General features: G+C 64.9%; 16 protein-coding genes. 6 read left to right on the forward strand and 10 right to left on the reverse strand.

What is annotated here, in order from left to right; translation table 11 throughout:
• Positions 1 to 63: 63 nt before the first annotated feature.
• The 10 genes from GIY56_RS17255 to iolD all read right to left on the reverse strand — a co-directional run bounded on the left by GIY56_RS17255 (position 64) and on the right by iolD (position 11,394).
• Positions 64 to 459, reverse strand: coding sequence for an ABC transporter permease subunit (locus tag GIY56_RS17255; protein ID WP_154766107.1), 396 nt, complete (start codon positions 457 to 459; stop codon positions 64 to 66).
• 65 nt (positions 460 to 524) lie between these two features.
• On the reverse strand, positions 525 to 1,490 hold the full coding sequence (locus GIY56_RS17260) for a sugar ABC transporter substrate-binding protein (RefSeq protein WP_154766108.1): 966 nt from the start codon (positions 1,488 to 1,490) through the stop codon (positions 525 to 527).
• 84 nt (positions 1,491 to 1,574) lie between these two features.
• A complete protein-coding gene (locus GIY56_RS17265; RefSeq protein ID WP_196053685.1) occupies positions 1,575 to 2,549 on the reverse strand; it encodes an ABC transporter permease in 975 nt (324 codons plus the stop codon).
• A 2-nt stretch (positions 2,550 to 2,551) separates the two neighbouring features.
• Entirely contained in the window at positions 2,552 to 4,126 is a 1,575-nt protein-coding gene (locus GIY56_RS17270; RefSeq protein ID WP_154766110.1) for a sugar ABC transporter ATP-binding protein, read from the reverse strand.
• A 218-nt stretch (positions 4,127 to 4,344) separates the two neighbouring features.
• Positions 4,345 to 5,424, reverse strand: a complete 1,080-nt coding sequence (locus GIY56_RS17275) for a LacI family DNA-binding transcriptional regulator (protein WP_328288589.1) — start codon at positions 5,422 to 5,424, stop codon at positions 4,345 to 4,347.
• A 175-nt stretch (positions 5,425 to 5,599) separates the two neighbouring features.
• Positions 5,600 to 6,733 carry a Gfo/Idh/MocA family protein gene (locus tag GIY56_RS17280; protein WP_154766119.1) on the reverse strand — a complete coding sequence of 378 codons (1,134 nt, stop codon included), beginning with the start codon at positions 6,731 to 6,733 and terminating at the stop codon, positions 5,600 to 5,602.
• A 17-nt stretch (positions 6,734 to 6,750) separates the two neighbouring features.
• Entirely contained in the window at positions 6,751 to 7,812 is a 1,062-nt protein-coding gene (locus GIY56_RS17285) for a sugar phosphate isomerase/epimerase family protein (protein WP_154766120.1), read from the reverse strand.
• 2 nt (positions 7,813 to 7,814) lie between these two features.
• Complete coding sequence (locus tag GIY56_RS17290) at positions 7,815 to 8,627, reverse strand: SDR family oxidoreductase (protein ID WP_154766112.1); 813 nt, start codon at positions 8,625 to 8,627, stop codon at positions 7,815 to 7,817.
• 2 nt (positions 8,628 to 8,629) lie between these two features.
• The gene (gene iolE, locus GIY56_RS17295; RefSeq protein ID WP_328288590.1) at positions 8,630 to 9,520 is read right to left on the reverse strand and encodes a myo-inosose-2 dehydratase; all 891 of its coding nucleotides are present in this window, start codon (positions 9,518 to 9,520) and stop codon (positions 8,630 to 8,632) included.
• Between the two features lie 2 nt (positions 9,521 to 9,522).
• Complete coding sequence (gene iolD, locus GIY56_RS17300; protein ID WP_154766113.1) at positions 9,523 to 11,394, reverse strand: 3D-(3,5/4)-trihydroxycyclohexane-1,2-dione acylhydrolase (decyclizing); 1,872 nt, start codon at positions 11,392 to 11,394, stop codon at positions 9,523 to 9,525.
• A 104-nt stretch (positions 11,395 to 11,498) separates the two neighbouring features.
• Here iolD and iolG point away from each other — a divergent pair, with 104 nt between their 5' ends.
• From iolG to GIY56_RS18970, 6 genes are all read left to right on the forward strand, one after another.
• The gene (gene iolG / locus GIY56_RS17305; protein ID WP_154766114.1) at positions 11,499 to 12,506 is read left to right on the forward strand and encodes an inositol 2-dehydrogenase; all 1,008 of its coding nucleotides are present in this window, start codon (positions 11,499 to 11,501) and stop codon (positions 12,504 to 12,506) included.
• Positions 12,507 to 12,509: 3 nt separating this feature from the next.
• On the forward strand, positions 12,510 to 13,940 hold the full coding sequence (locus GIY56_RS17310; protein WP_154766115.1) for an NAD-dependent succinate-semialdehyde dehydrogenase: 1,431 nt from the start codon (positions 12,510 to 12,512) through the stop codon (positions 13,938 to 13,940).
• Between the two features lie 10 nt (positions 13,941 to 13,950).
• Positions 13,951 to 14,757: an HpcH/HpaI aldolase family protein gene (locus tag GIY56_RS17315; protein WP_154766116.1), complete on the forward strand. Its 807-nt coding sequence runs from the start codon at positions 13,951 to 13,953 to the stop codon at positions 14,755 to 14,757.
• Entirely contained in the window at positions 14,757 to 15,722 is a 966-nt protein-coding gene (locus tag GIY56_RS17320) for a hydroxyacid dehydrogenase (RefSeq protein WP_154766117.1), read from the forward strand. Before GIY56_RS17315 ends, GIY56_RS17320 begins: the two co-directional genes overlap by 1 nt.
• Positions 15,715 to 16,839: a Gfo/Idh/MocA family protein gene (locus GIY56_RS17325; RefSeq protein WP_154766118.1), complete on the forward strand. Its 1,125-nt coding sequence runs from the start codon at positions 15,715 to 15,717 to the stop codon at positions 16,837 to 16,839. The genes GIY56_RS17320 and GIY56_RS17325 overlap by 8 nt, the downstream gene beginning before the upstream one ends.
• Before the next feature lie 111 nt (positions 16,840 to 16,950).
• On the forward strand, positions 16,951 to 17,017 hold a 67-nt coding region (locus tag GIY56_RS18970; protein WP_154766122.1), incomplete at its 3' end, for a biotin carboxylase N-terminal domain-containing protein.

Below are 17,017 nucleotides of genomic sequence, written 5' to 3' on the forward strand. Positions count from 1 at the left end.
ATTGACGGCGCGTGAACACCGCCATGATATGCCGCCCCTCAGGGCATCACCAACTTTCGCTCATTACTCCAGAAACGCGATGGTGAAGCCGTTTATGGCACCAACCAGCATGCCAACCAGCATGCCGGCAACGGCGCCCGGCAGGATCGCCCCGGTTTCCCGGATGACGATTGCCGTGGCGATGGTGGACAGGCTGAGCGTGGAGCCGATCGACAGATCGATGCCACCGATCAGGAAGACAAAGGTGATGCCCAATGCCGCTATCAGCAGCGGCCCGAACAACCAGGCCATGTTGCGCAGGTTGGCGCCACTCAGAAACCCGGGCACCAGGGCAGAGATGGCCAACGCCGAGAGGACCAGGACCGGCACCATCGGCGCACTCAGCAGGAACCGCCCCGCCTCACGCAGCGCAAGCCACGAACGGTCTTTGGTCCGCTCTTGGAGATTCATGTCCGCCATCTCTCCCGTGCTCCTTCGTCAACCTGCGAGATGAAGTGCCGGGCATGTGTCCGGCCCGCGCGGGGTCACTTGCAGCCCCACAGTTCGTCGGCCTTGGCCTCCAGATCGGCCTTGCCATAAGGCACGCCTGGCAGGAATTCCGCCTTCGCCTGCAGTTCTTCCCCCGCTGACGCCTTCAGAGCCGCTTCGACCGCCTTGGTGGACATGGCTGGAATCGGGGTCGCGATATCGAGATCGAGGAATCCGTCCTGAACCGCCTTGCAGCCAATAGGCAGGCCGTCGATGGACACGATGGTGACATGTCCGTCCTCGCCGACCGGTTTCAGTCGTCCCCGCGCCTCCAGTGCCGAGAACACACCATTCAGGCCATCATTGAACGGCACGTAGATCCCGTTCAGGTCAGGATGTTCCTGAAGGGTGTTCTGGGTGGCGATCATTGCGCGCTCCGTGTTCCAGTCGGTCGGAACCTGGGCCACGACGCTGACATTGCCGGCAGAGGCCAACGCTTCGTTCAGGCAGGACGACCGGCGGATGCCATTGTCATTCGAGAGGCTGCCCTGAATTTCCAGGAGCTTGAACGGCTGACCATCGGCAACCTTCACGAAGAACTCGCCGGCCGCTCGCCCGTCGGCGCAAGGATCACCGCCGACATGATAGGTCACTGCCTCCAGATCGGCCGGAGCCTGATCCATGGTGATGAAGGGAATGCCCGATGCTTCGGCCACCTGGGCAATGGTGACTGCGGCCTCGATGTCCCAGGGAATGGCGATGATGGCGCCGACCCCTTCCGAAATAAGGCTGTCTACCTGCGATGCCTGGCGTTGCGCGTCCTTGTCGGCATTGGCGAAGCTCTGGGAGGCTCCTGCCGCCGCGATGGCTGCATCAAGCCCGGCCTTCTGCGCCTCGCGGAAGGGTTCGACCTTATCGAACGAGACACCGATCTTCACGTCCTGCGCCATGGTCGGCAGCGGAGCCAGGACAATCAGACATGTGCCCAGAAGGCAGGCAAGCAGAGTGCGGCTCTTCATCATTGCGTTATTCCTCCCGAAATGCCGCGGTTCTGCGGCGGTTGCCCTGCCCGGTGCTCTCCTTTCGCAACGGATCAGGATTTCGTTTCAGCCCACCGAAAGACGCGTTCGCCCGGCAATGCGGCTGGCCAGCGTGTCCATGGTGACGGCGGCAATCAGGATGCCTCCTCGGATCACGTCGTAATGATAGGGATCGGCGCCGATGAGGTTCAGCCCGTTCTGGATCGTTGTCAGCAGCAGCGCGCCCAACAATGACCCGAGAATGCTGCCGCTGCCGCCAAACAGGCTGGTCCCCCCAAGAACCACCGCAGTGATCACCGTGAACTCAAGTCCGGAGCCCAGTTCGGAACTGAGAACGCCAACCCGGCCTACGATCGTCAGCCCCGCACATGCGCCTGCCAAACCTACCAGCGCATAGACCACCAAGATGATCTTGACCTCGCCGATGCCCGTTTCACGAGCCGACCGGGGGGAGCCACCGAGTGCGAGCATCTGCCGTCCCGAGACGCTTTGAGACAGGATGACCGCTGCGGTGACTGCAACGGCAATGCCAAGCCAGACCGGCAGGCCAAGCCCGAGGAATTGGCCCCTGCCGAACCAGGAGATCGCCCCTTGAACCGAAATGAGAGACGCCTCGGTCAGGTGCAGGCCGATCCCGCGATAGAACGTCATGGTGCCAAGAGTGGCGATCAGCGGGTTGATCCGCAGGACGGTGATGCAGAGCCCGTTGATGAACCCCAATCCCATCCCGACTGCCAAGGCGACCGGATAGACTGCCCAGCCTGTTTCGGTCAGCATCGATCCTTCCGGTCGAACACCTGTCAGCATGATCGCGCTGGCGACCGACAGATTGGCGATCGATCCGATCGACAGATCGATCCCGCGCGTGATGATCACGAAAGTCATCGCCACGGCGCCAACCACGATCGGGGTCGCATCCAGAAGAATATTCCGCAGATTGGTCCACGCGGCAAAGCTCGCCGAATTCCGAGCGAAGATCAGCGATACGCCGGCCAGCAGCAGCAGAAGGATCAGGATCTGAACCTGTTGAAGACGAGACATTCTCATGCCCGCTCTCCCGTCGAGGCCATGGAGAGAATGCGGCCGGCATCGAAATCGGCCCTCTCGACAATTCCCGCAAGCTGGCCCTTGTGCAAAACCGCGATGCGATGCGACAGCGACAGAAGCTCGGGAATGTCGGATGAGATCAGGATGAACCCCATGCCCTTCGCTGCAAAATCCGTCACCAGCCGATGCACTGCCTGCCGGGCGCCGATATCGACGCCCTTGGTGGGCTCGTCCAGAATTGCGACCTTCGGATTGCGGGTCAGCCAGCGACCGATGATCGCCTTTTGCTGATTGCCACCCGACAGATTGATCATCGAGATGTCGGATCGTGCGGGTTGCACCCCATAGTCCTGGATCAGCTGTCCGACAATGCGCTGCTCTCGGGACAGATCGAGCCAACCCAAGAGCCGTGCTGCAAGATCGCCGAGCATGGGGGCGGACATGTTTTCGCGGACAGGCCGGCTGAGAAAGGCCTGATCAAGACGGCGGTCTTCCGACACCAGCACCAATCCGCGCGCTATCGCTGCTTGTGGAGACCGCCGCTCGAACGGCGTGCCATCCAGTTCCACGCAACCAGTTCCGTCGCGCAGTCCGCAGATGACCTCGGCCAGTTCGCTGCGCCCTGCCCCCATCAAACCCGCGATGCCCACAATCTCGCCGCGCCGCAGATCCAGTGACACTCCGCGGACCAGTTCGGTGTCGGACAAATCTTGCAGCTTCAATACGGTGGGCGCCCCTTGTTCGATCGGCGTCGGAGCGGTTTCACCTTCGACAATTGCGCGTCCGACCATCGCGCGCGCGATCCGGTCGCGATCCATGTCGGCAGGCCGTCCGGCATCGGCGATGACACCGTCGCGCATGATGACAACGCTGTCGGCCAGGGCATAGACCTCTTCCAGGAAATGGGTGATGTAGATGATCGCGTAACCTGCCGCCTTCAGCTTGCGCACGACGGCGAACAGTCGCTCGCGTTCAGGCAGGCTGAGGCAGGTGGTCGGCTCATCGAAGATCAGCAAGTTTCGGGCACGGCGTATGGCCTTTGCGGCTTCGACCATCTGCCGTTCACCCAGAGACAAGCTGCTCAATGGCGCTTTGGGGTCGATCTTCGTGCCGAGTTCATCATGCAGAAGGCGTGCCGCCCCCTCGGCCAGGGCTGTCCAGTCCACCAATCCGTGCTTGCGGAGCAAGTCAGGCATGTAGATGTTTTCGGCGACAGTCAGATTGTCGAACAGGCTGAGTTCCTGATGGATCGTGCCGAAGCCGAGATCGCCGATATCGCGCAGAGACAGGGCTTCGTAGGCGCGGCCCTTGACCGTGATGGTGCCGCCGCTCGGGGCCATCAGCCCGGACAGGATGTTCTTCAGCGTAGACTTGCCGGCGCCGTTCTCTCCCAGCAGCGCCAGCACCTCGCCCCGGTTGAGGGTAAGGGAAATGTCCCTGAGCACACGAATGGTGGAAAAAGACTTCGAGATCCCGCTCAGTTTCAGGAACGGGGCTTCAGACATGCCGCCATCGGTGACCGGCAAGCCGGTGCGAACCGGCCCAAAGCCGGCAGGATCAAGGATTGTCATCGCGCTCTCCTGAGACCTGATTGTAGGCAGGCGCTCCGCAACATGGATCGATCATGCGTCGAAACGCCGGCGGGCTGTCAATGAGGAGGATCTTGGAGGATGCAAAACGCGTCATCAAGGACGCTTTTGCTCATGCCATAACTGTGCCATCTATGGGCATGTCCTGACAGGAAGCTGTGCCGAACTATTTGAAATTGCCGCGCGCAAGGGCTGCGGGATCAGATGCTTTCGGGCATCAGCAAGTTGAACGGCAGGAAGGCCTGGCCAGGCCTGCTAGCGCCGTCGCGCTTGTATTGCTTGATAAGCGCGACCAACTCCCGGCAGAGCAGGACCTTCGGGGTTTCGATGATCAGGGTCACGATTTCCTCGGTCAAGGCCGTTGCTGATTCTGGCGTGACCTCGTTACAGACCAGCACCACATCGCCTGCGCGGCCGCTATCGCGAAGGGCGTGGATCACGCCTTCCGGCCCGAAGCCGGCCAAGTTGATCGCGACAAGATCCTCATGCCGCCTCAGAAGATCGCTGGTGAGTCGATAGGTGGCGGCTTCGTCGCCCGGATGCGAGACGGTATCGACCACTTCGAACGCCGGAGCTCGTTCACGCAAATAGGACCGGAAGCCGATTTCCCGCATTTCGTGGCCGTGAAAGCGGGAACTGCCAACAAATGCCAGGACTTTTCCAGGCCGGCGCGCCACTCGCGACACGAACCATGCCCCCGCTCGGCCCGCCTGGCGGTTGTTGAGACCAATGTAACTTTCCCGCACTCCCGGGGCGAAATCGGACAGCAGCGAGTAGACCGGCTTCCCCAGGTCGCGCAATTCCCCGACAATCGCCGTGATGGCCGGGTGGTCGATGGTCATGGCGGCAATCGCATCGACTTGCTGCCCAAGCTTTCTTAGTCTGCTTGCCACATTCTGCGGATCCGACCAATCGGCAAATTCAAGAAGAGCGCTGCCGTTGAAATCGGCAAGGCCGCGCATTTCCGCCTCGATCCCGGCGCCGAGGCCTCGAAAGAAGGCAGGATGCGGTCCCTCCAGCAACAGCACGCCCACCCGCAGTGACGGAAGATCATCTCTCAGACGCGCCTCGACCAAGGGAACGCCGTGGTATCCGATCGCCTGGGCTGCTTCCATGATGCGTCGCAGGGTTTCGGGACGGACCTTCTTGCGCCCGTTCAGGGCGCGGTCCACGGTGATCAGGCTCAGCCCGGCACGAACAGCGACGTCTTGGATCGTGGGACGGTTTGCCATGTCTTCACTGCCGTGTTTAGCGTCTTTTATGACGCTGTCCGCCGGCACCCGCAATGGCATAATTCGCGGCCGGAAGCACCAGACGGTTTCCGGCAGACGGGGGCAAGACCCCTGAAGGTCTTGCCCCGGTGCAAGGATCGCGTTCGCACTACGTCTGGCGAACGGGGATAAACGCTTTCTCCCGGAGGGCCGTGTGGCAGAGCAAACGGTCTTCTTGAGGCAATCAGACCGCGACCGGGGTGATCCAGGGCTGGTCAGATGCCTCGTGGCTGTCCACGACGGCCTCGACGAAGGCCACGCCCTTCAGTCCGTCATAGGCCAACGGCACATTCTGGCCCAGCGGGCCGGGTTCACGCCCCTCCTGCCGGGCACGGATGGCCTCGGCGAAACCCGCGTAAAGGTTGGCAAAGGCTTCCAGATAGCCCTCGGGGTGGCCGGGAGGCGTGCGGGTGCGCGCCTTGGCGTCCTCGGACAGGTCGTCGGCGCCGCGCTTGATGGTCTGCACGCGGCCGTCCAGCGGCGTGAACACCAGTTCGTTCGGCTGTTCCTGGAACCATTGCAGCGAGCCTTTTTCGCCGAACACCCGCAGCCGCACGCCGTTGGAATTGCCGATGGCGACCTGCGACGACCACAATAGCCCCCGCGCGCCGCCCTGATAGCGCATCATGACATGGGCGTTGTCGTCCAGCGCCCGGCCGCCCACGAAGGTCGCGAGGTCGGCGGTCAGGCTTTCCAGCTTCAGCCCGGTGACGAAGCCCGCCAGGTGATAGGCATGGGTGCCGATGTCGCCGATGGACCCGCCGCGCCCGTTCTTCTTGGGATCGGTGCGCCAGGCGGCCTGGGCGTTGCCCGACTGCTCGATGGCGGTGGACATCCATTCCAGCGGGTATTCCACCTGCACGGTGCGCACCGCACCCAGTTCGCCGCGGGCCACGCGGACGCGGGCCTCGTGGACCATGGGATAGCCAGAATAGGTATAGGTCACGCCGACAAAGCGGCCGCTTTCGCGCGCCAGCTTTTCCAACGCCACGGCATCCTCCAGCGTGGCCGTCAGGGGCTTTTCGCAGATCACGTCGAAACCTGCCTCGATCAGCGCCTTGGCGATCGGGTAATGGGTGAAGTTCGGCGTGCAGATGGCCACGGCGTCGACACGGTCGTCACGCCCCGCCTCGCCTGCGATCAGGTCCTGATAGCTGCCATAGCTGCGGGCCGCGTCCAGCCCCTGCGCGATGGCGAAGTCCCGGCCCCGCTGGGGATCCACGTCGAAGGCGCCCGCGACAAGCTGCCACTGGCCGTCCAGCCGCGAGGCGAGGCGGTGGATGTTGCCGATATAGGCGCCCTGCCCGCCGCCGACCATTCCAAGCCGCAAGGGTTTCATACGTCCTCCAGTCCGAGCATGGCCCGGTTGGCGCCGCGATCGGCGCCGGATTTCACGAAATCGTCGAATGCGCGGTCCGACACCCGGATGATGTGGTCCGCGATGAACTGCGCGCCCTCGCGGGCGCCGTCCTCGGGGTTCTTGACAAAGCATTCCCATTCCAGGACCGCCCAGCCGTCGAAACCATAGGTCGTCAGCTTGGTGAAGATGGCGCCGAAATCCACCTGACCGTCGCCGGGGCTGCGGAAGCGGCCGGCCCGCTTGGACCAGGGCTGATAACCGCCATAGGCCCCCGACTTACCGTCGGGCCGGAACTCGGCGTCCTTGACGTGGAAGGTCTTGATGCGGTCGTGATAGTGGTCGATGAAGGCCAGGTAATCCAAGGCCTGCAACACGAAATGGCTGGGATCATACATCAGGTTGGCGCGGGGGTGGTTCTTCACCTTTTCCAGGAAGAACTCCCAGCTGTGGCCGTCATGCAGATCCTCGCAGGGGTGGATTTCATAGCAGACGTCCACGCCATGCGCGTCGAAATCGTCCAGAATCGGCGTCCAGCGTTTCGCCAGTTCGTCGAAACCCTCCTCGACCAGGCCTTCGGGCCATTGCGGATAGGGGTAAAGATAGGGCCACAGCAGCGCGCCCGAAAAGGTCACGTGCCGGTCGATGCCAAGGCGCTTTGACGCGCGGGCGGCGAAGCGCAACTGCTCCTCGGCCCATGCGCGGCGGGCGGCAGGATTGCCGTGCACCGCCTGGGGGGCAAAGCTGTCCATGATGGCGTCATGCGCCGGATGCACCGCCACCAGTTGCCCGGTGATGTGCGAGGCGAATTCGGTGATCTGCAAGCCGTGATCGGCCAGCATCCCCTTGATCCCGTCGCAATAGGCGTCGCTCTCGGCCGCCTGCTTCATGTCGATCAGCCGCGTGTCCCAGGTCGGGATCTGCACGCCCTTGAAGCCCTTGTCCGCCGCCCATCGCGCAAGGCTGGGCAGGGAATCGTAGGGCGCGTCGTCGGCCGCGAACTGCGCCAGGAAGACGCCCGGTCCCTTGATCGTGCGCATGATCATGCCTCCAGCCTGGCCGCGGGAACCGGCGCGTCGTCGTAGCCGCCGTGGATCGACTGGTCGAAGGGGATCACCGCCCCCGTCATCATGCCGCTGTCGTCGGAGGCCATCCACAGAACGGCGCGCGCGACTTCGACCGGGTCCAGAATGCGGCCAAAGGGTTTTTCGGCGGCCTTGCGGTCGATGAAATCCGGATCGCCCGTTTCCGACAGGATGAGCTTGCGTTCGTGGTCGGAATTCATCCAGCCGATGTCCAACTGGTTCACGTGGATGCGGTGGCGCATCAGCGCGAAACCGGCATGGCGCGTCAGTGTCGCCAGTGCCCCCTTGGACCCGGCATAGGGGGCCAGGAAGGGCTGGCCCACCAGGCCGGACATCGACCCGATGTTGACGATCCGGCCTTCGATGCCGTCACGGATCATCACCTTGGCCGCGTCCTGCATCAGGAAGAACGGCGCGCGGGTGTTGACCGCGAACATCCGGTCGAACAGCTCGGGCGTGGTGTTCAAGACGTTGCCGCGGTCCGTCAGGCCGGCGGCGTTGACCAGGATATCGACCCGGCCGAAACGCGTGTCGGCAGCGGGAATGATGGCGCGCACGTCGTCGATATCGCCCAGATCGGCAGCCACCATTTCGACCGGCACGCCGATGTCCGATGTGATGGCATCGGCGACCGCCTGTCCCTTTTCGACGCCGCGCCCGACGATCACGATGCCGGCGGCGCCGGCCTTGGCGAACAGCCGGGCGACGGCCGCGCCCAACCCTTGCGTGCCGCCCGTGACGACGGCGATCTTTCCTTCGATACGGTTCATTTTCACACCACCTCGTAGCCTGCCGCGTCCATGACGCGCAGCAATTCCTTGTGACCCTTCACTGCCATGTCCAGGGGCGGATTGGCGACGGGATCCTGTTCGGCCTCGACCACGAACCAGCCTTCATAGCCCTTGTCGGCCAGGGCCTTGACGATGGCCCGGAAGTCCAGCGATCCGTCGCCGGGCACGGTGAAGGCACCCTTGATGACGGCATCGAGGAAGCTTTCCCGGCTGCGATCCAGCCCGTCCACGACCGCGCGGCGGATGTCCTTGGTGTGGACATGGGTGATGCGGGCATGGTGGTTCTCGATCACCCGCATCACGTTGCCGCCCGCAAAGGCCATGTGCCCCGCATCCAACAGCAGCGGCACGCACGAGTGCGCCATGAACAGATCCAGTTCCGCCTCGGTCTCGATCGCCGCTGCCATATGGTGATGATACGAGATGGGCATCCCCTGCCCCGCACACCAGTCGGCGAAGTCGGACATCTTGCGGCCATAGGCGGCCATCTCGGCCTCGGTCAGCTTCGGCTTGGTGGCCAGCGGAGCCGAGCGCACACCCTGGATGGACCGCGCGGTTTCCCCATAGACGATGCAGGGTGCGCCTGCGGCGATGAAGAACGCCATCTGCTGCGCGATCCGGTCCTTTTCCGCCTCGATGTCGCCATCCAGCAGCAGGCCCGAGAACCAGCCGCCGCAGACCGAGATGCCGTAGCGGTCCAGGATCGGTCCCAGTTCGGCCATGTCCATCGGAAACCTGCGGCCCGTTTCCATGCCGGTGAAGCCAGCCTGGGATGCCTGACGCAGGCATTCCTCGAGGCTGACGTCGTCGGACAGTTCCGCGAGGTCGTCGTTCCACCATGCAATGGGCGCAATGCCCAGTCTTGCCTTCACGATCACACTCCCACCCGCTGCGCTTCGCGGATCTTTTCCTGCGCGGCCCGCGCTGCACGGACCTTTTCGAAATTCGAGACCTCGGGCACGCCCACGTCCCAGTCGGCATCGCCCGGCACCCATTTCCAGGCATCCGAGACGATGGTGATGACCGTCACCCCGTCGCCTTCCAGCGCCGTCTTCATGGCGTTTTCCAGATCGGCCAGGCTTTCGGCCTTGATGGCGCGCGCGCCCATAGCCTCGGCATGCTTGACGAAATCGACGTGCAGCGGATTGTCGCGGTTCCGGATGCGGCAGTCCGCCAGCAGGTTGTTGAAGCCCGGAACGCCCTTGGCCTGTTGCAGCCGGTTGATGACCGCATAGCCGCCGTTGTCGCAAACCACGACCACCATCTTGTGGCCGGTCAGGGCCGCCGAATAGATGTCCGAGTTCATCATCATGTAGGTGCCGTCGCCCAGCATGACGATGGGCGTGCCGCCCGCGGCGCCCGGGCCTTCCTGCGCCAGGGCGCAGCCCCAGCCTGCGGCGATCTCGTAGCCCATGCAGGAAAAGCCGAATTCGCAGTCGAAGGTGTTGGGGTTCTTGACGCGCCAGCCCTTGGTGATCTCGCCCGGCGTGCCGCCCGCGGCCCCGATCAGCGTGTCGTTCGGCCCGGCCACCTTGTTCATCACGCCGATGACCTGCGCATAGGACGGCACCGGATCGTTGGTGGGCGCCTGGTGGTCGTCCAGCAACCTGTTCCATTCCGCGAACAGGGTCTTGGCGCGCTTCATCAGCCCCGCATCCGCCTGCCAGTCGCCAAGCGCGGCATCAAGGTCGCCCAGGCCTTCCAGGGCGTCGCCGACAACCGGCAACGCGCGGTGCTTGATCGCGTCGAAGCGCGCCGCGTTGACGCCGATAAACTTCGCGTCCCGGGCAAAGGCGGTCCAGGATCCGGTGGTGAAGTCCTGAAGGCGGGTCCCGATGGCCAGGATGACATCCGCGTCATGCGCCAACGCATTGGCCGAGGTCGAGCCGACGATGCCGATGGGTCCGGCATGGACCGGATGCTCGTGCGTCAGCGCGCCCTTGCCGGCGATGGTCTCGACGACCGGGATGCCCCGCTTGGCCGCGAAATCGGCCAGCGCATCTTCCGCCAGCGAATAGCGCACGCCGCCGCCGGAAATGATCAGCGGCCGCTTGGCGGTTTTCAGAAGCGCCGCCGCCGCCGCGACCGAATCGCGGTCGGGGCGCGGGCGCGGGATCTTCCAGACGCGCGGCTCGAAGAACACCTCGGGATAGTCGAAGGCGATCTCCTGCGTGTCCTGCGCCAGACCGATGAAGGCCGGGCCGCAGTCGGCCGGGTCCAGCATGGTCGCGACAGCCTGCGGCAGCGATTGCAGGATCTGCTCCGGCAGGGTGATGCGGTCCCAATAGCGCACCACGGGCTTGAAGGCGTCGTTGCTGGTCAGCGTGGGATCGCCGAACTGCTCGACCTGTTGCAGCACCGGGTCCGGCAGGCGGCTGGCGAAGGTGTCGCCCGCCAGCAGCAGCACCGGCAGCCGGTTGGCCATGGCCGTGCCCGCCGCCGTCACCATGTTCAGCGCCCCCGGCCCGATGGAGGTCGCGGCCACCATGATCTGGCGCCGCCGCTTGGCCTTGGCAAAGCCGATCGCGGCCAGGGCCATCGACTGTTCGTTCTGGCCGCGCCAGGTCGGCAGCTGGTCCTGGACCTGTTCCAGCGCCTCGGACAGGCAGCTGACGTTGCCGTGTCCGAAGATCCCGAACACGCCCGCGAACAGGGGCACGCGCTCGCCCTCGATCTCGGTGAACTGGTTGCAAAGGTAACGGACAAGGGCCTGTGACATGGTCAGGCGCACGGTGTTCGCGGTCATCTCGCCTCCTCCTGCGGATGGGTTTCGAAAGACACTACGGAATGATGATTGACAATGCAATAGTTCTGCAATGATTATTGCAAGAGCAAATCGGGAGGAACACCATGACAGGAATCGCCGTTCTCGGCACCGGCCGCATCGGTCGCATGCACGCTGAAAACATCGCCGCGCATCCGCGCGCCCGACTGGCGGGCGTTTACGACATTCACACCGCCGCAGCGGCCGAGGTTGCCGCCAAGCTGGACGTGCCGCAATTCGATTCGGTCGAGGCGGTGCTTGCCTCGCCGGATGTCGACGCCGTTCTGATCGCCACCTCGACCGCGACCCATGCCGACCTGCTGGAACAGGCGGTCGCGGCCGGCAAGGCGATCCTGTGCGAAAAGCCCATCGACCTGTCGCTTGATCGGGTGAATGCCTGCGCCGCAACCATCGCCGGAACCAGCCTGCCGATCATGCTGGGCTTCGTGCGCCGGTTCGACACGGGCCATGCCGGCGTGCGGCAGGCCGTCGAGTCGGGCACGATCGGCGACCTGCACCAGGTCGTCATCACCTCGCGCGATCCCGGCATGGCGCCCGATGCCTATATCGAGGCCTCGGGCGGCATCTTCCGCGACATGACCATCCACGATTTCGACATGGCTCGCTTCATCTTGGGCGAGGACGTGACCGAAGTCACGGCGACCGGATCTCGGCTGGTCGATCCGGCGCTGATGGAACGCTGCGACGATTACGATACGGTCAGCGTGGTGCTGAAGACCGCGTCGGGCAAGCAGGCGATCATCTCCAACTCGCGTCGCGCTGTCTATGGCTATGACCAGCGGGTCGAGGCGTTCGGCAGTGCGGGCATGGCGATCTCCGAAAATCACACCCTGGATCATGTCCGGATCCATGGCGCGGACTTCACCGATCGCGCGACACCGCTGAAGAACTTCTTCATCGAACGCTATGCCGACGCCTTCGCGGCCGAGATCAGCGCCTTTGTGGACGCGATCGAGGAAGGCAAGCCGGTCCCCGTCGGCTTCGAGGACGGACGCCAAGCGCTGCTGCTGGCCGAAGCCGCGATCCGCTCGGCCGCCGAGGGCCGCACCGTGCCAACGTCAGAGATCGGATAAGCCATGTATGCCAACTTCGGATTGTTCATCGACGGCACCTGGGCATCAGGAACCGCCTCGGGCGAGGTCATCTCGCCCGTTACGGAAAAGCCCTTGGGCCAGGTTCCCATGGCCACCGCAGCAGAAACGGGCGCGGCCCTGGACGCCGCCGCCCGCGCCTTGCCCTTGCTGCGCGCGATGGGCGGCTTTGCCCGCGCCGACGCCCTGCACAAGGCCGCGGACGAGATGATCCGCCGCACCGACGAGGGCGCGCGCATGATCGCGATCGAAACGGGCAAGCCCCTGGCCCAGGCGGGCCGGGAATGGGTGCTGGCCTGCGACCAGTTCCGCTGGTTCGCCGAGGAAGCGCGCCGCATCTATGGCCGCGTCATAGACAGCCGGGTGCCCGGCGGCCGGTTCGAGGTCACGCGCGAGCCGGTGGGCATCGTCGGCGCCTTCACCGCCTGGAACTTTCCCGCCGCCTTGCCCGCCCGCAAGTTGGCCCCGGCGCTTGCCGCCGGTTGCCCGGTGGTGCTGCGCCCGTCCTCGCAGACGCCCGGCGTGGCCATGGTGATGGTCGATTGCCTGCGCGCGGCGGGCCTGCCCGACGGGTCGGTCAACCTGGTCGTCGGATCGACCGCCAACACCTATGAGCCCATCATGGCCGACACGCGCGTGCGCAAGGTCAGCCTGACCGGGTCGACCCGCGTGGGCCAGCAGATGATCCGCGACGCCGCGGACACGGTGAAGAAGGTCTCGATGGAACTGGGTGGCAACGCACCGCTGATCATTTACGACGACGCCGATCTGCAGAACGCGCTGGACCTGACGGTGCCCACGAAGTTCGCCAACTGCGGGCAGGTCTGCGTGACCCCCGACCGGATCTTCGTCCATGACAGCCTACACGACGCCTTTGTCGAAGGCTTCGTGGACCGCACAGCCAAGATCAAGCTGGGCGACGGCCTGGACGCGGACACCGGCATGGGACCGCTGATCAACGCGGGCCGCTTGGCCGAGATCGACGCCATCGTCCAGGACGCCATCCGCAGCGGCGCGACGCTTGCCCATGGCGGCAAGCGCCCGGCGCATCTGAACAGCGGCTTCTTCTTCGAACCGACCGTGCTGACCGAGGTGACAGACGACATGCGGGTCTTTGCCGAGGAAAACTTCGGCCCGATCGCCGCAATCACCCGCTTCCGGACCGAGGACGAGGTGCTTGAACGGGCCAACGCGTCCGACATGGGGCTGTCGGCCTATGCCTTCACCCGCTCGCCCGACCGGGCGCGGCGCACGGTGGCGGCGCTGAAGGCGGGCATGGTCGGGATCAACAGCTTTGCCTTGGCGGCATCCGAGGCGCCCTTCGGCGGCACCAACCATTCCGGCATGGGCCGCGAAGGCGGGATCGAGGGGATCGACGATTACCTCGACACCAAGCTCGCCCAGATCGTGTTCTGAGGAGGGGCGCATGTTCACCAACAAGCTGAAGGCCCAATGGGCCGAAGGTCGCCCCGCCATCAACGGCTGGCTGTCGATCGGCAATGCCTTCACGGCCGAGATCATGGCGGCGCAGGGCTATGATTCCGTCACCATCGACGCCCAGCACGGCGCGCTGGATTACGCTGCCGTCCTGCCGATGTTGCAGGCGATGCGCGCGTCCGGCGTGACGCCCATGGTCCGGGTGCCCTGGCGGGAACCGGGCGCCATCATGAAGGCTCTGGACGCGGGCGCCCAGGGCATCATCTGCCCGATGGTCAATTCCGCCGTCGAAGCCGCGGAATTCGTCAGCTACATGCGCTATCCGCCGCTGGGGCAGCGCAGCTTCGGGCCGACCCGCGCGGCCTTCGCCTATGCCGGCTACGGGGTGGCGGCGAACGATCAGGTGCTGGCTCTGGCGATGATCGAGACGCAAGCGGGCATCGACAACCTGGACGCCATCGCCGCCACGCCGGGCCTGGACGGGATCTATATCGGCCCCGCCGACCTGACGCTGGGCACGCAGGGGGGCCGCTTGCCCCCCGCCTTCGACCGCGAGGAACCCGAGATGATCGCGCTGATCAGGCGCGTCAAGGATGCCTGCAAGGCGAACGGCATTGCCGCCTGTCTGCATTGCGGCACTCCGGATTATGCCGCGAAGGCTGTCGGTTGGGGCTTCGATCTGACAACGGTGGGCGGCGATTCGCGCCTGTTGGCCGCCGCCGCAGCCGCATCGGTCGCGAAATGGCGCGACCTGACCGGCGCCGTCCCGGTCCAGGCCACGAAAGGAGCCTATTGATGCCGCACCTTCTTGTCGCCGGAAAGCTGCACCCTGCCGGAGAGGCGCTGCTGCGCGACCTGCCCGCCCGCGGCGTCACGGTCGATTACGTGACCGAGGTGTCCGAGGACTCCTATGCGCCGCTGATCTCCAGGGCCGATGCCCTGGTGATCCGCACGCAGCCGCTGACCGCGCCCACGGTGTCGCTGGCCAAACGGCTGAAGGTCGTCTCGCGCCACGGCGTGGGCTACGATTCGGTCGATCTGGACGCGCTGAACCGGCGCGGCATCGCGCTGACCATCGTGGGCGACGTGAATTCCGTCTCGGTTGCGGAACATGCGATGATGCAGCTTCTGGCGGGGGCCAAGCGCGCGCTTCTGGCCGACCGGGCGGTGCGCGACCCGGCCGGATGGGGCTGGCGCAACCGGCTTGAACAGCAGGAGATTTCGGGAAAGAACCTGCTGATCCTGGGCTATGGCCGGATCGGCCGGCACCTGGCGCGCATGGCGCATGGCTTTGACATGCAGGTCCGCGCCTTCGACCCCTTCCTGGAACGCAACGGCTGGCCCGAGGGGGCCGTGCGGCCCGTCGCCCTGGACGAAGGCCTGGCCTGGGCCGATTGCATTTCCGTCCACATCCCCCGGGGCGACCGCCCGGCCATCGGGGCTGCGGAAATCGCTCGGATGCGGCCCGGCGTGATCCTGGCCAATACCGCGCGCGGCGGCGTGGTGGACGAAGCCGCCCTGGCCCAGGCCTTGCAATCGGGCCAGGTGGGTGCGGCCGGCGTGGATGTCTTCGACCAGGAACCCCCTCAGGACTCGCTGCTGTTTGCCCATCGCGGGGCCATCCTGTCGCCTCATATCGCCGGGCTGACGGCGGAATGTGCCGAGCGCATGGCCATCGCCTCAATCCGGAATGCCGTGAACTATCTTGACGGCACCATCGACACGGACCTGATCGTCAATCGGGACTTCGCTCATGCCTGAAAAACCCGCTCTCCGTATAGGCCTGATCGGCACGGGCTTCATGGGCAAGGCGCATGTCTTCGGCTTTGCCACTGCGCAAAAGGTCTTCGACCTTCCCTATCGGCTTGAACTCCACACCGTTGCCGACGTGACCGACGAGTCTGCGGCGCGCGCCGCTGCCGATTTCGGCTTTGCCAAGGCGACGGCGGACTGGCGCAGCATGATCGACGATCCCGACATCGACGTGATCGACATCACCGCGCCCAATGCCCTGCACAAGGAGATGGCGCTGGCCGCCATTGCCGCCGGCAAGCACGTTTATTGCGAAAAGCCTTTGGCCCCTCAGGCTGCCGATGCCGAAGAAATGGCCCGGGCCGCGGCGGCGAAGGGCGTCAAGACGCAGGTTGGCTTCAACTATCTGTGCAATCCGATGCTGCGGCTGGCCCGCGAGATGATCGCGGCGGGCGAACTGGGCGAGATTCGCGGCTATCGGGGATTGCACGCCGAAGACTACATGGCCGACGCTGGCGGCACCTGGAGTTTCCGCCATGATCCGGCGGGCGGCGGCGCCTTGGCCGATATCGGCAGTCATGCCCTGGCCACAGCCGAATTCCTGCTGGGTCCGATCACCGCCGTGATGGGGGATTGCATCACCATGATCGACAGCCGGCGGGACGGTCAGGGCGGCACGCGATCTGTCAAGGTCGATGATGTCGGCCGCGCATTCCTGCGGTTCGCCAATGGCGCCCAAGGGTCCATCGAGGGCAACTGGATCGCCACTGGCCGCAAGATGCAGCACGACTTCGAAGTCTATGGCACCAAGGGCGCGCTGGCGTTCTCGCAGGAACGCTTCAACGAGCTGCACTTCTATTCCGTGGCCGACGCGCCGGGCCGGCGCGGTTTCCGCCGCATCGAGGCCAGCCCGGATCACCCCCCTTACGGCCGCTTCTGCGTCGCACCGGGCCACCAGATCGGCTTCAACGACCTGAAGGCGATCGAGGTCGAAGGCTATGTGCGTGCCATTGCGGGGGAGACGGCCGAGCCCTTCGGCTTTGCGGCGGGCCTGCGCATCCAGCGGCTGGTGGAAACCATCCAGGCCTCATCCGCCGCGCGGCAGTGGAAGGCGGTTCCTGCCTAGGCATCCGGGGCCGCGCCACCCTCCCGGCGCGGCATCGGCGGGGCATTCCTCGGCCCCCCTCACGGGCGCCCGATCTCATGTCGGGCGCCCATCCTTTCCGAAAGGCTTTCGATGTTTCAGAAGATCCTGATTGCGAACCGTGGCGAGATTGCGATCCGCGTGATGCGGGCGGCCAACG

Origin of the sequence: Paracoccus lichenicola, assembly GCF_009708075.1 — a bacterium.
In the GTDB taxonomy this organism is placed as follows: domain Bacteria; phylum Pseudomonadota; class Alphaproteobacteria; order Rhodobacterales; family Rhodobacteraceae; genus Paracoccus; species Paracoccus lichenicola.

Bases quoted from the DNA above. Each gene is read 5' to 3' on its own strand.
- GIY56_RS17255 (WP_154766107.1), bottom strand. From the start codon at position 459: ATGGCGGACATGAATCTCCAAGAGCGGACCAAAGACCGTTCGTGGCTT.
- GIY56_RS17260 (WP_154766108.1), bottom strand. From the start codon at position 1,490: ATGATGAAGAGCCGCACTCTGCTTGCCTGCCTTCTGGGCACATGTCTG.
- GIY56_RS17265 (WP_196053685.1), bottom strand. From the start codon at position 2,549: ATGTCTCGTCTTCAACAGGTTCAGATCCTGATCCTTCTGCTGCTGCTG.
- GIY56_RS17270 (WP_154766110.1), bottom strand. From the start codon at position 4,126: ATGACAATCCTTGATCCTGCCGGCTTTGGGCCGGTTCGCACCGGCTTG.
- GIY56_RS17280 (WP_154766119.1), bottom strand. From the start codon at position 6,733: ATGGTCGGCGGCGGGCAGGGCGCCTATATCGGCAACATCCACCGCCTC.
- GIY56_RS17285 (WP_154766120.1), bottom strand. From the start codon at position 7,812: ATGCGCACGATCAAGGGACCGGGCGTCTTCCTGGCGCAGTTCGCGGCC.
- GIY56_RS17290 (WP_154766112.1), bottom strand. From the start codon at position 8,627: ATGAACCGTATCGAAGGAAAGATCGCCGTCGTCACGGGCGGCACGCAA.
- iolD (WP_154766113.1), bottom strand. From the start codon at position 11,394: ATGACCGCGAACACCGTGCGCCTGACCATGTCACAGGCCCTTGTCCGT.
- iolG (WP_154766114.1), top strand. From the start codon at position 11,499: ATGACAGGAATCGCCGTTCTCGGCACCGGCCGCATCGGTCGCATGCAC.
- GIY56_RS17310 (WP_154766115.1), top strand. From the start codon at position 12,510: ATGTATGCCAACTTCGGATTGTTCATCGACGGCACCTGGGCATCAGGA.
- GIY56_RS17315 (WP_154766116.1), top strand. From the start codon at position 13,951: ATGTTCACCAACAAGCTGAAGGCCCAATGGGCCGAAGGTCGCCCCGCC.
- GIY56_RS17320 (WP_154766117.1), top strand. From the start codon at position 14,757: ATGCCGCACCTTCTTGTCGCCGGAAAGCTGCACCCTGCCGGAGAGGCG.
- GIY56_RS17325 (WP_154766118.1), top strand. From the start codon at position 15,715: ATGCCTGAAAAACCCGCTCTCCGTATAGGCCTGATCGGCACGGGCTTC.